The 16344-nt window shown below is 55.8% G+C and carries 12 protein-coding genes; 1 reads left to right on the plus strand and 11 read right to left on the minus strand.

The genetic code is table 11. From position 1 onward, the window contains the following. Nucleotides 1-34 precede the first annotated feature (34 nt). From IDH41_RS20525 to IDH41_RS20535, 3 genes are all read right to left on the minus strand, one after another. Nucleotides 35-739 carry an SGNH/GDSL hydrolase family protein gene (locus IDH41_RS20525; RefSeq protein ID WP_190864349.1) on the minus strand — a complete coding sequence of 235 codons (705 nt, stop codon included), beginning with the start codon at nt 737-739 and terminating at the stop codon, nt 35-37. 45 nt (nt 740-784) lie between these two features. Beyond that, nucleotides 785-2737, minus strand: a complete 1953-nt coding sequence (locus tag IDH41_RS20530) for a GTP-binding protein (protein WP_190864351.1) — start codon at nt 2735-2737, stop codon at nt 785-787. Between the two features lie 141 nt (nt 2738-2878). Continuing rightward, nucleotides 2879-3505: a TetR/AcrR family transcriptional regulator gene (locus tag IDH41_RS20535; protein WP_190864352.1), complete on the minus strand. Its 627-nt coding sequence runs from the start codon at nt 3503-3505 to the stop codon at nt 2879-2881. Between the two features lie 186 nt (nt 3506-3691). On the opposite strand from IDH41_RS20535, the gene IDH41_RS20540 reads away from it, so the two are divergent. Continuing rightward, entirely contained in the window at nt 3692-4363 is a 672-nt protein-coding gene (locus IDH41_RS20540) for a cation transporter (protein ID WP_190864354.1), read from the plus strand. A 165-nt stretch (nt 4364-4528) separates the two neighbouring features. On the opposite strand, the gene groL is transcribed toward IDH41_RS20540, so the two are convergent. The 8 genes from groL to IDH41_RS20580 all read right to left on the minus strand — a co-directional run bounded on the left by groL (nt 4529) and on the right by IDH41_RS20580 (nt 16300). Beyond that, a complete protein-coding gene (gene groL, locus IDH41_RS20545; RefSeq protein WP_190864356.1) occupies nt 4529-6166 on the minus strand; it encodes a chaperonin GroEL in 1638 nt (545 codons plus the stop codon). Between the two features lie 68 nt (nt 6167-6234). After that, nucleotides 6235-6516, minus strand: a complete 282-nt coding sequence (groES, locus tag IDH41_RS20550; protein ID WP_190864357.1) for a co-chaperone GroES — start codon at nt 6514-6516, stop codon at nt 6235-6237. Nucleotides 6517-6795: 279 nt separating this feature from the next. Then, nucleotides 6796-8919: an alpha-galactosidase gene (locus IDH41_RS20555; RefSeq protein ID WP_190864359.1), complete on the minus strand. Its 2124-nt coding sequence runs from the start codon at nt 8917-8919 to the stop codon at nt 6796-6798. Next, on the minus strand, nt 8876-10462 hold the full coding sequence (locus tag IDH41_RS20560) for an extracellular solute-binding protein (protein ID WP_190864361.1): 1587 nt from the start codon (nt 10460-10462) through the stop codon (nt 8876-8878). The genes IDH41_RS20555 and IDH41_RS20560 overlap by 44 nt, the downstream gene beginning before the upstream one ends. Beyond that, nucleotides 10459-12648 (minus strand): AraC family transcriptional regulator, encoded by a 2190-nt coding sequence (locus IDH41_RS20565; protein ID WP_190864363.1) that lies wholly within the window; start codon nt 12646-12648, stop codon nt 10459-10461. The genes IDH41_RS20560 and IDH41_RS20565 overlap by 4 nt, the downstream gene beginning before the upstream one ends. Before the next feature lie 157 nt (nt 12649-12805). After that, on the minus strand, nt 12806-14398 hold the full coding sequence (locus IDH41_RS20570; RefSeq protein ID WP_190864364.1) for an extracellular solute-binding protein: 1593 nt from the start codon (nt 14396-14398) through the stop codon (nt 12806-12808). 48 nt (nt 14399-14446) lie between these two features. Next, complete coding sequence (locus IDH41_RS20575) at nt 14447-15331, minus strand: carbohydrate ABC transporter permease (protein ID WP_190864366.1); 885 nt, start codon at nt 15329-15331, stop codon at nt 14447-14449. Between the two features lie 51 nt (nt 15332-15382). Beyond that, a complete protein-coding gene (locus IDH41_RS20580) occupies nt 15383-16300 on the minus strand; it encodes an ABC transporter permease (RefSeq protein ID WP_190864368.1) in 918 nt (305 codons plus the stop codon). Between the last annotated feature and the right edge of the window lie 44 nt (nt 16301-16344).

The raw sequence follows: 16344 nt of genomic DNA on the forward strand, positions 1-16344 counted from the left end.
CGAGGCAGGCTGCACAGCGAAGGTATTTTATGCGCTAAACCCGCCGATTCGCAATTTGGATCATTTTCTCGTAAATCGGAACAAACGGACTCTCCCATTCATCGGGGACGGGAAGCTCGGAAAGCCCGAAGCTGCGGGATATATATTGTGCCATGGCCAGATTGCCCAAGTGGTTGACATGCAGCCAATCGCGCATGAGCTTCTCGTAATCGTTCGGATACATGCGGTAATAAGGCTCGAAAAAAGAATATTGGTCGACGAGCTTCAAGCCCATTTCCGCAGCCAACTCTCGGTTTGCCTGCATATTCGCCTCGAATCGCTCCCGGAAGCCGGGCATGGCATTCGAATAAACGGGACAATAATAGGTTTGCAGCACCGGGATCGCTTGGTAGGAGCGAATAAGGGAACAAATCTTTTTAAGCCGCTCGGCATATAACGCTGTCGGTATTTCGATGGAGGCATCGTTGCCCCCGATGGTAACAATGACAAGCGACGGCCGCAAAGGCTTAACGTCCCGTTCCATGCGATCGAGCAGCTGGATGGTCGTTTCTCCGCCGATTCCCAAGTTCGTTACCGTAACATGATTGCCAATCTCTTTTCTCAAATTGATGTACAGCCAGTCGACCCAATTATGTTTTCCGTCGTTGGCGAGCGATAACTCGGTATTGCTGGAACCGAATGCGCATATCCGGTAGGATTTATCCGACTGCTCTTTCCACTGTTTAATAGGCTCCCACATGTTTATCCCCTCCCGATAAGCTCCTGTACTTTGTCCAATCTCCCGCTACGGCTTCCGCGGGACGTGCATCATCGGCTCCGCCTCGTCCCATCTGACGGAATAACCCGCACCCTTCGCGCAAAAGATCGACGAGGACGTATATTCGGGATCGGCGTCCTTGTCGTAACCGATACGTTCGATTGCCTCTTGCTCGTTATGGCACCGGTCGTATCCCGCCACGCTCAGGCCGATTCGGCCTCTCCCCTGCGTGAAGGAGGCCAGTGCCGCGCCGTAATCCATGAACGTCGCGACCGGCGATTTGCCGGTGACGGTTGCCTTGTTCCCTTCCGTCACGGGAGGCTCGAAGCTGCCGTGCGCTTTCTGAATATCCGTCAATACGCGTCCGATATGGTCCAGATCGACCGTTATTTTGAACTGATAATACGGCTCCAACAGGACGTTCTCCGCTTTTTCCAGCCCTTGCCGAAGAGCCCGGAAAGCGGCCTCGCGAAAATCGCCGCCGTGCGTATGCTTCTGATGCCCACTGCCCGTCAGCAGCGTAAGACGGATATCCGTCAGCGGAGATCCCGTCAGCAGTCCATGATGCTCCCGCTCCAGCAAAAATTGCCCGACCGCGTTTTGCAGGCCGGCCGGCAGCTCCTCGACATGACACGCGCTCTCGTACGAAACCCCGCTATCCCGCAGCGCCGGTTCGATGAGGAGATGGACCTCCGCGTAATGGCGCAGCGGCTCGAAATGCCCATAGCCCCGCACCGCCGACTCGACGGTTTCCTTATACAAAATCTCGGGCTGGCCGAACCGCACCCGCAGCTTGAAACGTTCTTGAAGCACATGCTCCAGCACCTCCAGCTGGATGGCGCCCATCACATGCAGCTGGATCTGCTGCAGTCTCTCCACCCATGCGACGTTCAAGGCCGGGTCCTCCGCCTCCAGCATCCGAAAGACGGCGAGCGCTTCCTTGCTATGCACATGGGGCTCCAACCCGACGCTCGAACGAAGAGCGGGAGCCGTCTCGTAACGCGCCTTCTCCCTCCGGACGCCGATGCCGTCGCCCGTTTGCGCTTCCTCTAAGCCGATAATCGCCACCAGTTCTCCGGCAACGGCCTGCTGCACCTGCTCGTAGCCGCTGCCGTTATACCTCCTGAGCTGCGTCGCTTTGTCCGACAAGCCCTCGCCGTAACGCACCTCGTCCCTTACATGCATTCGCCCGGCCAGCAGCTTGACGAACGTCACTCTCGTTCCCGAGTCGTCGTACCGGATTTTATAGACGCGTCCGTCGAGCTCGGCCGACGCATCGTAATTCGTTTCCGTCAAGACGTGGAACATCTCCAGAAACGATCGGACGCCGATATCCTGCAGCGCCGAGCCTCGGAAGCAAGGATACGACCGTCCCGAACGAATCATTGCGCGCAAGCATACCAGCCAGCGCTGCGCGTCGAAGCCTTTCTCCGCGTACTGCTCCAGCAGCTCCTCGTCCCGCTCCGCCAGCCATTCGGCGAGCTCGTCCGACATCGTCCGCCCGTCGAACGCGTCCGTCATATCGAACAAGTCCGGCGTCAGATTACGGCGAAGCTCCTCCATGACCCGCACCGGATCCGCCCCTTCGCGGTCCGTCTTGTTCATGAAGAAAAATACGGGCACCCGATTTTTGCGGAGCAGCTGCCATACCGTTTCCGTGTGCGCCTCGACGCCTTCAACGGCGCTGACGACGATGACGGCGAAGTCCATCGCTTGGATGGCCCGCTCCATCTCCGGCGAGAAATCCGCATGCCCGGGCGTGTCGATGACGAAATAAGCCGCCCCGCGATAGCCGAATGCCGCCTGATCGGCAAATATCGTAATCCCGCGCTGCCGTTCGATCTCGTGACTGTCCATGAACGCGTCCCGATGATCGACCCGTCCACGCTTCTTGATGCTGCCCGCATGATAGAGAAGCTGCTCGGTAAACGTCGTTTTCCCGGCATCCACATGCGCCAATATGCCGAACGTTTTGTTCATCTCCAGCCGACCGCCTTAATTCCGTTCTATCTTGCAGACGTCATTATAACATAAATTCGCGCATCCCGTGCCCGGCTTGCATTCATCCCTTTGTATATTCATTGAAGCAAAAGATTGTCAAGACCCCTTCGATGACAAGGGTTAGGAACAGTCCCCACCCATCCCGGGTCCGAGTCCGAACAAATGCTTCGCTGCGCTGCCAACGATATGAGTAATCATCAGCGCGATCGTGCAGGCGGATTGCTGCATGCCAGACTGTAGCCAGTGTTGAATGATGCTCAGATTGGAAGCGGCAAAATACGCGATCATAAAGTCCTTTGGAATAACCGTTTGCGCCAAATTCGGTTGCGACTCAACCATTTTGGCAATGTGATTCCTTTTCAAAAATTCCTTAATTCGAACCGCAAACGCCGGGTCGCCTTTGGGACCAAGAATGACCCGAAAAAAATCGGCATTAGCGGCATAGTACTCGATGACGCGAACCATGTTTGGATCCGGTTCGTTTCTGGCGGCATAAAACACGTACTCATGCGGGTCGAGTGCCGCCATTTTTTGCACCAGTCCTTCCCAAACCTCCGTTCTTACCTCGTTAAGCATTTCGCTCGCATTGGAATAGTGCAAGTAGAAGGTGCCTCGGTTCATATCGGCCTTTTGCGTCAGATCGCTGACGGAAACATGCTCGATTCCCTTTTCTTCTATGACCTCAACCAATGCTTTTCGTAAAGCTTTCCTCGTTTTAGCTTTTCGACGGTCCATTTTTGTATCCACTTGTTAAAACCCTTTCGAAAAAATTTTTGTGTTCCTGAACATTCTTTATAAAAGGTGTGGATTAAGCAACAAGGTTTTGAATTTTTGATCGTTGCATTCATGCTAACCCTATTATAATATACAGGCATATACGTTAATCAACAGTATTGTCGTGAAATGCACAGTCCAAAATCGAGGAGTGAAGTGATGGAAATGCGAAATACGCTGCCGGATATTCGAAAGGTACGTGTGCTTGAGGAACCGATTGATAAGGTGTGGAAGAGCATTTCCACCTCGGAAGGAATCGCCTTATGGTTTGTGGATAATGATTTTGCACCTGTAGAAGGTCACATTTTTTATATGGATATGCATAAGCCGCAGGGCAAGACCGATTGCAAGGTTACGCGGGTTGAACCGCAGACTCGTCTGGTGTACAAGGTCGGTCAGGATTGGAGCTGGACGTTTGAGCTAAAGGATTTGAGCCAGCGAACGGAGTTGACGTTTATTTGGTCCGGTTGGGAGTCTAGCAAGAGAACAGAATTCGGCGTGCCCCACACGGAGATCCATGGACAACTAATGGAAGGAACGGACGTGCTCATGAACAGTATGTCGAGAGCGATTCGAAAAATAGGAGCGCGTAAGCAAGGAAACGCCACCCCTTCAGGCAGGGAAAACAGGCAGCAAGCAATCCTTCATGTGAGCGGGATGGCTTGTGAAAACTGTGCCCGTTCCGTTGAAAAAGCGTTGCACGAAATCGGAGCGTCCGGAAAAGTTCAGTTAAAGCATAAATTGGTGAATGTCGACTACGATGAAAGTGTGGTCTCATTGGAAGCTGTAAAGGATGCCATTCTGGATTTGGGGTACGAGATCAAAGCCTAACGCATAGATATACGCCGTAGACCACTCCGTTTACCTTATTAGAAAAAAACAGAAGACACCTTGAAGCGATTTCCATCACTCCAAGGTGTCTTCATTTTAATCGATGTGGGCAATCCATATTACCGAGAAGAGAATCCCTTGCTGCGCAAGGGATCAGCCCCTATATTACATCATGCCGCCCATTCCGCCCATGCCGCCCATGTCAGGCATGCCAGCGCCAGCTGCGCCTTTCGGCTCAGGCTTGTCGGCAACAACCGCTTCGGTCGTCAGGAACATCGCCGCAACGGAAGCCGCGTTTTGCAGCGCGGAACGCGTTACTTTGGCAGGGTCGACGATACCCGCTTCGAACATGTTCACCCATGCGCCGGTAGCCGCGTTGTAGCCTACGCCGATGTTCTCGTTTTTCAGGCGCTCAACGATAACGGAGCCTTCTTGGCCCGCGTTGGCCGCGATCGTGCGGATCGGCTCTTCGAGGGAGCGAAGCACGATGTTGACGCCCGTTTGCTCGTCGCCTTCCGCTTGAACGGCAGCGACTGCGTTGTATACGTTAATGAGGGCCGTACCGCCGCCCGATACGATGCCTTCTTCAACCGCTGCGCGAGTGGAGTTCAGAGCATCCTCGATGCGGAGCTTGCGCTCTTTCAATTCCGTTTCGGTAGCCGCGCCGACTTTGATAACCGCTACGCCGCCGGCCAATTTGGCCAGACGCTCTTGCAGCTTCTCGCGGTCGAAATCGGAAGTCGTGTCTTCCAGCTGCGCTTTAATTTGGTTAACGCGTGCAACGATGTCAGCAGAGTTGCCGCTGCCGTCAACGATGATCGTGTTTTCTTTCGTAATGCGCACTTGGCGAGCGGATCCGAGCTGTTCAACCGTAGTCGATTTCAGTTCGAGACCTAGTTCTTCCGTAATGACTTGGCCGCCGGTAAGAGCAGCGATATCTTGCAGCATCGCTTTGCGGCGGTCGCCGAAGCCAGGCGCTTTAACCGCTACGCAAGTGAACGTGCCGCGAAGCTTGTTCACGATCAGCGTCGCTTGCGCTTCGCCTTCCACGTCTTCCGCGATGATCAGAAGCTGCTTGCCGGATTGAACGACTTTCTCCAGAACCGGAAGGATCTCTTGAATGTTCGTTACTTTTTTGTCCGTGATCAAAATGTAAGGGTTGTCGAGCACCGCTTCCATTTTGTCCGTATCCGTGATCATGTACGGCGAAACGTAGCCGCGGTCGAACTGCATGCCTTCTACCACTTCAAGCTCCGTTACGAAGCCTTTCGACTCCTCTACCGTGATAACGCCGTCGTTGCCGACTTTCTCCATCGCTTCCGCGATCAGTTGGCCGACTTCTTCGTCAGCGGAAGAGATCGATGCGACTTGTGCGATCGATTGCTTGCCTTCGATTGGCTTCGAGATCACTTTCAGCTCTTCAACCGCAGCTTTAACGGCTTTCTCGATGCCTTTGCGGATAACCATCGGGTTAGCGCCGGCGGTCACGTTTTTCAAGCCTTCGCGAATCATCGCTTGAGCCAGCACGGTTGCCGTCGTCGTGCCGTCGCCCGCTACGTCGTTCGTTTTGGTCGCGACTTCTTTCACGAGCTGGGCGCCCATGTTTTCAAAAGCGTCCTCGAGCTCGATTTCTTTCGCGATGGATACGCCGTCGTTCGTGATGAGCGGGCTTCCGAATTTTTTCTCCAATACGACGTTGCGGCCCTTAGGACCAAGCGTTACTTTAACCGCGTTCGCAAGCGCGTCAACCCCGCGAAGCATCGCGCGGCGCGCGTCTTCGCTAAATTTAATTTCTTTAGCCATGATCAGTAACCTCCCGAAAATTATAGTAAGTACTCGTCCGTCTTCTATGTGACCCTATGAGGGGCGGCTTATCCAAAAATCGCGTGAATGTCGCTTTCTTTCATGATCAAATACTCTTTGCCTTCGTATTTGATTTCAGTGCCTGCGTATTTGGAGAACAGAACGCGGTCTCCTTCTTTTACTTCCAAAGCAACACGAACGCCATCTTTCAGCGTACCGCTGCCAACTGCGATTACTTTACCTTCTTGCGGCTTTTCTTTCGCCGTGTCCGGCAACACGATACCGCTAGCAGTCGTTTCTTCTTTCGCGATTGGTTCGATCAATACGCGTTCACCCAAAGGTTTGATCATTGAAAATAGCCTCCTTCTAAATTTGTCGCTTCTTTTTTGTTAGCACTCGTAAGCTTGAAGTGCTAACAACCATTTTTATCATACTCATTTTCGCTTTCGATTTCAAGTGTTTCGTTTTAAATTTCCGTTAACGAAATCTCCGGGAAGATCGGGCTTCGAGCATAAGCTCATCGGGCTAGCTTCCCCATGCTTCCATCTCATGATGCAAATCGATAGATCGCGCCGCAAAAAAAACCGCCCGCGGCTTTCTCGCGGGCGGGTCGTGCCTATCTTTCTATTCTACTTCTCGCTCACGCCGAAAAAGACGATCGCCGCGTCCGCCCGTTCGAAGCGAGCTTCGATGACGGCGCGGCCGCTGCCGTCGAAGACGACCTTGGCATTGTCCGTATGCCACACTCTCGCATCCGCCTGGCGGGCCGTAACATACGTATGCCGGACCGGGCGGGGCCGGTCGAACGGCATGCCGAACGAATTGGCGAACAGCACCACCGCTCCGCGGCCGCTGGCCGCGTTTATTTTCTCGTAAATCTCGGGATTGCTCCCGGCTTCGCCCCGGGTTACCGGATAGCTGGCCGTGATGTCGTCCCGCACTTGCTTGTAGAGCGTAAGCAGGTTCCGGATCCGGTCCGCCCCTTCCTCCGATACCCGCAGCAAATCGCCCCATATGCCGTTATGGCCGAGGATCAGGGAGGCTATGCTGATGTTCTGATTGGATGCGGGGTCGTCGGGAAAATAGTGCGTAAGAAACAAAATCGAAGGAAGCCACCTGTCATAAGCGTACGCGGAACGGCACAGCATGCTGCGCGCGGGCCCCGGATGAAAAAAAACATTATAATTGTAAAATTCGTCCGAACCGTCCGCGGGAATGTCGAAATTCGGAAAATACGGGCCGTTATTGATCAGAAAATATTTTCCCGCCTCCAGGAAAGACAAGCCGACGCACCGGTAGTCCTCCGTCACGTCGAAATCGACGATCGCCTCCGGAATCGCGGCGGCGACCTTCCGCGCGATCTCGACAAGCTTCAAGCTGAGCAGAAAAGAAAAGCGTTCGCCTCTCTCTTCGGGCGTCGCATGCTCTCCTCCATGATCGTGACGAGGGTCGTTGCAGCCGTATTGGCTGATCGCGTCCCACTTGAAATAGACGACGCCGAGACGTTTGGCGAGCTCGATGAGCTTGTCGGCGAACGCCTCGCCGTACGGGCTGACAAGACACATCCTTACGCTCGCTTCCGTTTCCCATATGGCATGCGGCTCCTCCCGCACGCCGTTCCAGGATACGATGCAGGACTCATACGCCTTGTAGGCTTCGCTGGTCAGCGCGACGGCCTTCGGGTCAAACCATAGACCCAGCTTCATGCCGTACCCGTCGAGCTTTTCCTTGATGCGGGACAGGCCGTCCGGGAACCGCTCGGGAGAGACGGACCAGTCGCCCGTTTTCACGAACCATCCGGTATCGATGACGAATACGTCGATGCCGAGCCGGTGGGCGGCGTCGATTTCGTTCAAAATATGGATCAGGTTCATCGAATCGAGATACCGTTTCTTGTTCCAATACCGGTTCCTCTCCTGAAAATTCCAGGTGTTATAAAAAATATAAGGAGTCCGGGAAGCCGAATGCTCGCTCATATGGCGCAGCACGAACGTCCGGTAAGCCTCGGCCAGAGAGGACGCGTCCCCTTGCACGGCGCCGAGCTGCATCCATACGGTACGATAGCCGCGGTCCGCGTCCACCCGCTCCATATGGCAGTAATTCCCCTTGATCGCCTTCATCGCCAAAGCAAGCGACCGCGCGCGATGCGCCTGAAACCCGATGTAGAGGTCGGTCGACGGCGAGCCGTGCTCGTACGCCAGCAGCATGGCATAGCGGTCATTGGAAGCGACGGCCAAAGGTCCGGCGAATACCGCTTCATGATCCAGCTGCCGGTCGGTTACCGGGTTTTCCGTCAGCCGGTATTGATGCGCGAGCTCGTTGAAATCCGACAATCGCACCTCCAGCAGCCGCTCGTATCCTTCCAGCTCCAGGCGCGCATATTCAACATGGTCCGTTCCTCCGTTTTTCGTCAAAAACCGTTCTTCTCCGCGCGCATATAATTGATAGGCAAAACGAACGACGGGACTACCGTCCCAGGTCCGGAAGATCATCTCGAGCACGAGCCCTTCATCCCCGAGGAATTCGCCGCGGAAGCGGCGCTCCGTCCCGCCGCCGGTCAGCCGCGCCGGCTGCCCGGCCTCGCGAATGCACGCAAGCTCCGCCTCGTGCACCTTGCCGCCGAGCTCGAAAGCGGGCGGCCGGACGGAATACGATTCCCCGGACGGTTCCAGCCGGTACGTCCACAGCGCGTCCTTTTGCCCCTTGATGTCAATCCGGTAAACGTCGTTGCCTATAGTCAAAGCTTCCTTCATCGTAACCACTCCCGTCGTTATCGTTCGGCGGTCCGGCGGGCAGGCTCGACAGAAATTCGTCGATTTGGCGCTGCAGTTCGGTTTGAATCCGTTTGACGTACGCCCCGGCCTCGCTCTTGAAGGCATCCCACAGCCGCTCCGGCTCCGCCGCCCCGTTGACCAGCACGCTGTAATAGCGGTTTTCCAGCCTTTGATATTGAAGCAGCTCGCTTGCAACCGGTCTGCCGTCGAAGGAAAAGCCGGTCAGCCGGTCTCGCCTGAAATTGCCGCCGTCCTTAATGAACCGGTTCGCGCGAATCGCGTCCGCGTCCTGCGAGGCGTTCAGCCGGTCGTGGGCGGGATTCCAGATCCACGCATAAGGAAACCAGGAATAGCCGGTACCGAGCGGCCTGTATAGCCCCTCCCCCGCGTCCTCCCAATCCTCGCCTTCGATTCCGTAAGCCAGCAGATCGTAATTTTCTTTCCTGTTCGCCCAGTCCAGAAACGCGACCGCCTTCTCCTTCTTGAGGCTGGAAGCCGGAACGGCAATGAAATTGCCCTGCACGTAGTTGGACACGTTGCTTCCCGGCGTAAACCGGTAGAACGTGACCGCCTCCAGCCGCGCCCCCGGCACGCTAGCCTCCAGCTGCCGCTGAAGCTCGCTCGGCACCCCGAAATCGTTCGACGTGCCCACCGCCTGCCTGCCCGCCGTCAACAAATCGTAATTGCTTCTCGTTGCCATTATATCCGGATCGATAATCCCGTCCAGATAGAGCTTTCGCGCGTGCTGGACATAATCCCAGAACAGCGGCTCCATCCGGTCGAACAGATTGTATACTTTGCCGTCGTTGTTTTTGTAGTAAAGCACGGCGCTCTGCCCGAGCGCGTGCGTGGAGCGGATATGCGTATCGTAATCGAAGCGGAGCCGGATGCTCGCTTCGCCCGAATCGCCCGCCGTGTTGGCCGAGAACGGAACCATGTCCGGATCGTTCTTCTTCACCGCATATTCGAACGCCACAAGCTCCTCGTAGCTCGAGATCGGCGGAATGCCCAGCTTCTCGCGAATATCCCGCCGCACCAGATAGGCATGGTTGCCCGAAGGCGTGCCGGACTGGTAGGCGCCGAGGGGAATGGCCATGATCCGCCCGTCGATCCGATTCGCTTCCCACATCGTTTCGGGTCTCGTCCGGACGATCTCGGAGCCGAACTGCCGCAGCAGCACATCCAGCGGCTCGTAATAGCCCGCGCCGGCCATCCGGTTCAAATGCAGCCAGGGCGCGTCGAAGATCAGATCGACCTCCTCGCCCGTCGTCAGCAGCAGCTCCGTCTTTTGCGCCAAATCCGGCCACGCGACGAACTCGATGTCAAGCTTCACGTTCAGACTGTCCTTCATCCGCCGCTCGGCTTCCGCGATAACGGCATCCATCCTCTCCGGTCGGCTTCCGGGCAGCACGATGCGCAAAGTGACCGCCTCCGGCTCCGCGTTATCCGGAGAGCATCCCGCCGCCGCAAGCAGGACGGCGATCGTACAGGCGAGCAGCAGCCATCTGCCAAGCCGCTTCATCGTTCATTCCCCCCGCCTATGTCCGAGTGCCCGGCTTTCGAATATTTGCGGTATTCGCTCGGCGTCATGCCGGTCGTTTTCTTGAACACCGTAAAAAAGTGGCTTTTGGTCAAAAAGCCCGCCATCTCGGCGATCTCGGTGATGGAGGAATCGGAATTCCCCATGAGCTCCTTCACGTAATTGATTCTGGTCATCAGAATGTACTCGGCCAGCGTAACCTGCAGATGATCTTTGAACAGCTGGCGCAAATACCCCGGAGACAAAGAAACATGGTCGGCAATATCGTGCACGGACAGGCCCGGATTGTGGAGATTCGTATGAATGTAGGTCAAAATCTCCTTCACACGCTCTTCCTTGACGCTGACCGGCTGATTCAGATTCCGCCCCAGCTGCTGAATGATCGCATGCGCCTCCCGGATCAGCCAATCCTCCAGCTCGCCTAGGGAACCGAACCGGTCGACGAAGCTTTGAATGCCCTCCTTCGACTCCAGGGAGGTCAAATGCCCGAACGCCCGGTACAAGCGGTAGAGTAGAAGCTTCAATTGAAACCGGCACTCCTCGTAGGCAAGGCTCTGCAAATGCCGGAAGAGCTCCCCTGCGCGCTTCTCCACCTGCTCCTTCCTGCCGAAGCGGATCGTATCCAGCAGGGCGTTCAGCAGCTCGTCTTCCTCGGTGAAATCCAAAAGCGTGGAATAGGCGCCCAAATCCTTCTCTTCGTATACCTTTCGCTCTCCGGTCAAAAACTTCAGCAGCGTAAGCTCCAGCGCGCGGTTATAAGCCATTCGGAAATCGTCGTCGGCATGCAGCTTGCCGCTTAACGATATAATGGCGTCAATATTCAAATAATTCGAAATTTGGTCCGACGTCTCCTCCAGCGCGCGGACAAGCACGGACGGCTCCGGCTCCCGGCAGCCGATGACAAAAGCAAGATGGTCCGAACCGAAATCGACGCCGAAGACGGTTCTTCCGTTTTTCCCCACGATCTCCGCCGCGATGTTTTGAATCGCGAATTTCAGCAAATTTCGGGAGAAGAAGCTGTATTTGTCGCAAAAGGCTTTGTAATCGTCGATGCGGATGATCGCGATGTAGTAGCACGGATGCCCGAGCAGCGACGTTTCCGCGGCCAGCTCCCGTCTATGGATTTGCAGCAGCCTGCCCTGAAGCAGCCATTGCCTGACGGCCTCCGTCCGGATGAGCTGCTTGTGGTTATCGACGAATTGGCGCAAGTCGACTACGCGCTCCTCGAGCAGCCGGAACCTCCGGTAAGCGCTGCGCGTGTTCCAGAACAGCACCGTCAGCAGCAGAAGGAGAAGCACCAGGGAGCTTCCGAGCAAGGCTCTCTGTACCCTGTCGGCCTCCTTCGTCATGCCGGACATTTCGGTCAAATAATAGATCGTCCAGTTCTCTGCGAGTACGCCGGTATAGCCTACCGACCACTTCCGCCCGGCTATCTTCGTTTCGTACTGGCCGCTCTCTCCTTGCGGACCGCTCCTCAGCGCCTCCTGAAGCTCAGGCGTGTCCAGTCCGAGAATGATCCGGCCGCCCGCGTCCGTCACGACCGTCTCGATGCCCTCTTCCCCGCTGCTCTGCAGCAGGTAGGTTTCAAGCGAGGTCCGGTTCAGGAGCAGAACCAAATAACCGTTATACGAAACCCCGCTTCGCGATGACGGCACGATCAGCGCCTGATGCGTCCTGCCGTTAACCTCGTGGGAGAAGTAATGCAGAGACGCATCGCTGTGCTCGGACAGGCGGCGGAGAATATTGCGGTCGTAAAAATCGTCGAACGTATGCTTGCGCGTCCGGTAATCGATGACGCTGCGCGTCTTCCTATTGATCAGATAGGCGGACTCGATGAACGGCTCGCTCGCGATATATTTGGTCAGCGCGGTCAGCGCGTCGTTTTGCAGCAGTCCCCTGTTTTCGTCCTCGGACGCCTGCAGCCAGTTCTGAATCGAGGCGTCCTGGTAGATGCTCAGACTGTCGTGCTTCAGCCGATCGGTCACGAACTCGACGTTCTGCTGCGTATGACTCAGCTTGTGCCGATTAAACCGTTCGATTTCCTGATAGGCATGATTCGAGAAGAGCCGGGACAAGTAGATCGAGAAAGGGGCGACCAGCAGCGCAAAGATTAGAGCGATGAATAGAAACAGGCGCATATAGGGCCGTTTGGGCCAAAGCTGCCTCAAAGCCGCACCTCCAGTCATGGGGCAATGGCGCCCCATACGCTGGGCGATTGCGGTATCCTCCCCCCATTGTACTATGTTTCCCAGCAAAGGAGTACAAGGGATAGCGGCGGACCGCATGCGCCGCTACTAACGCGCCGCAGGGTCCGCCGGCTCCCGGTTACTTGCCTTTCGCGGCGAGGAACGCATCCATTTGCTTCTGCATTTCCGCCACGATTTTGTCGGTTCCCGCTTCGTTCATCCGTTTGATATATTCGTCCACCGCCTTCTCCACATCCGCTTCGAGGCCGAACAGCAGCTTCTTGCCGTATTCGTCGTACACCGCCTGCCGCGCGGTCAATTCCAGCTTGACGGGCTCCGTGTCGAAGGTAAAGCCGGCGACCAGAGGCATGACATTGTTCGGGTACTCGACATCCGCCTTCGTGCCGTCGGCCAGCGCCTTGTTCGTATCGAAGGTGGAAGGAAGCCTCCACTGCGATCTCCAGAGCGCCCAGCGCCCGTTCCATTCCAGGTATCCGTTCTGGGCGTCCATGCCTTCCGGGTAGGCTACCGTAGCGGTGCCGTCAACCTGCTCAATAACGTAGGTTTTGTCTTTGATGCCGTACATGACCGCGTTGTAGTTGTCCTGGCTCGCGTTCATCCACTCCAGGAACATCATCGCCCGCTCCGGATTGGCCGCGTTTTTGTTAATGCCGAGAAGGTTGCCCGCGGAGCCGGCCAGAGCCGATTTGCTGTCCGGGTACATCATGTAGCCCTTCTTCTCGCCCGGCCCGTTCATGGTGCGGAACGCATCCTCCGTCCCCCTGATGACCGCGGCGTATTTGCCGGAATCGATCCCGTTCACCGTCTCCTGCGGCGCGTTCATGGCGTTTTTCGGAATCCAGCCCTTCTCGTACCACGTTCTCCGGATTTTCGAAGCCTCGAGGAAGGCCGGCGTTCTTTCGAGCGGCACGATCGTCACCTTCGGATCGTTCAGGTCGAAGGTCAGATCGAAGTTGCTTTGGCCGAATTCCCGGCCCAGGCTGTACTTGGTCGCGAGCGCGTTCATCGCATTGTCCCAGTTGTTGATGCCTTGCGTCACGTTGTTCAGGGCCAGAATGCCGGGCTCGTTCTTCGTGACGATATCGAGATAGTTTTCCAAATCCTCCATCGTCGACATCTGCTCCGGAATGTTGTACTTTTTGCGCAAATCCTCGCGGATCGTCGCGTAAGCTCGGTGCGTGGACGGATTATCGGTCGGAATGGCCATAATTTTCCCGTTCACCTTCGCCCATTCCAGGTTGTTGGTGTCAATCAAATACTTTTTCAGATTAGGCGCGTACTGGTCCATCAGTTCGTCCAGCGGCAGCAGGGCGTCGTTCTTGAGCATTGTCGGGAAAATAAACCAGTTGGCGTCGAAATACAAATCGAAATTGTCCCCGGAGGCGGCGAGCAGCTTCATCTTGTCCTGATAGTCCGCCCACGGAATGAAATTAACGTCGAACTTGGCGTTCAGCTCGCTTTTGCTCATTTGCTCGACGTTTGCCCATACCTCCTTCGCCTGCGGCGGCTCGGAGCCGACGAAATAGATTTTGAGCGTAACTTCCTCCAGCGCCTGAGGCTCGCCGCCCGGCGACGCCGCAGGCGGTTCCGGCGCCGACGCGGACGGCGGCGTTCCTTCATTGCCTGCGTTACTGCAGCCCGAGAGGGCGGCGACCAGCATCGCGGCGACGAGCAGCCACCGCGTGAACCCCTTTGCCTGAATCTTTTTCACTGAAATTCCCCCTTCTTCATCTATGCCAACCTGCGAGCAGGTAAAGGCCTATCCTTTGACTGCTCCTACCATTAAACCCTTTACGAAATACTTCTGAAGGAACGGATACAGAAAAATAATCGGTCCGATCGTGATGATGGTCGCCGCATACTTGATGCCTTCCGTCGGCAGGCGCTCGCTGCCGATGATTTTCGTCGCGTTCTCGCCCTGGGCGAATATCGCGTTGGATACGATTTCCCGCAGCAGCAGCTGCAGCGGCATGAGACTTTTCTCCTCGTTCAGCATGATGCCGAGCCACCAGTCGTTCCAATATTGAAGGGAAATGAACAGGGTGACCGAAGCCAGCGCGGGAATGGAGAGCGGCATAATGATCCCGAAAAAAATGCGGAGCTCCCCCGCTCCGTCGATCTGGGCGGACTCCCCGATTTCATCCGGCAGCGACTTGAAATAATTGCGCAGCAGGAACATGTACCACGCATTGGCCGCATAAGGGATGATGAGCGCCAGCAGATGGTTGCGCAGGCCGAGGTACTGGGTCGTAACAATGTACCAAGGCACGATCCCCCCGCTGAACAGCATGGTGAAAAAGCAGTAGAACGCCAGAGAGTTCCGGTATTTGAGCGTTTTCTTCGCGAGCGGGTAGGCCAGCAGGGCATTGACCATCAGGCTGAGCGCCGTGCCCAGCACCGTCACCGCGAGGGTGATTTTGTAGCCGTTTACGACTCTTGCCATGTCCGAGAACAGCAGCTTGTAGGAATTCAGGCTGAGAAGCTCCGGGACAAACGATATCCCTCTTTCGATGAGCGCGTTCTCGTCCGTGAACGAGGCGATGAAGGTCAGGACGAACGGGATCAGGCAGGCGAGAGCCGCCAGAGACAGCAAGCCGATCAGGGCGGCCTGCAGTCCTCTTTCAGCCGTCGTTGGCGGACGCATGGGGTCCCCTCCTTTCATTTATAAGTGCGAAACTTATAAACGCTTATATTTCTAAAAAATGCTGCCCTCATCCTGGTATTTGCGGGCGATCTTGTTGCTCGCCAGCACGAGGACGAAGCCGATGACGGACTGATACAGCCCGACGGCCGAGGACATGCCGACGTCTCCCAGCTTTCTCAGCGTCCGGTACACGTACGTGTCGATGACGTCCGCCGACGGATAAAGAATCGAGTTCTCCCCGATGATCGCGTAGAACATTCCGAAATCGGCATACATGATTTTTCCGATGGCAAGCAGCGTCAGTATCGTTGCGGTCGGCATCAGATGGGGAAGCGTAATATGCCGGATTTTGCTCCATTTGCCCGCGCCGTCGATGTCGGCGGCCTCGTAATACGTCGCGTCGATGCCGGCCAGCACCGCCAGAAAAATAATGCTCGTATAGCCCGCCGTCTTCCAAATGCTGATGAACGTCATAATGAAGGGCCAGGCTTCGTACGAGTTGTACCAGTCTTTGGCGGCGATGCCAAGCAGCTGGAGCCCCTGGTTGATCAGCCCGTAATCAAAATTGAATAGGGCGTAAGCGAACACGCCAACGACGATCCAGGAGATGAAATAAGGCAGCAGGATACTGGATTGAATCGCCTTCTTCACCTTGAGGAACCGGACCTCGTTCAGCAGGATCGAGAGTACCAAGGCAAACAGCGTTCCGAAAAAAATAAACGAAAAATTGAGGGCGAGCGTATTGCGGGTTACTCTCCAGAACGCGTCCGACGAGAAAAAAAATTGAAAATTGCCGAGCAGCGGCTTCGCCCAAGGACTTCCGAACAGGCCGCCCGAGAAGCTGTATTGCTTGAAAGCGACAATGACGCCGGCCATCGGGAGGTAATTAAATAAGAAAAACAGCAGGACGCCCGGCAAGGCCATCAGGTAGAGCGTCCGGTTTTTGGCCAACTCCTTTCGTAAATGCATTCGTTCAACTCCTTCCATCGTGTAAATAAAGCGTTTTCTTCCCG

Origin of the sequence: Paenibacillus arenilitoris (assembly GCF_014705655.1) — a bacterium.
In the GTDB taxonomy this organism is placed as follows: Bacteria; Bacillota; Bacilli; order Paenibacillales; family Paenibacillaceae; genus Pristimantibacillus; species Pristimantibacillus arenilitoris.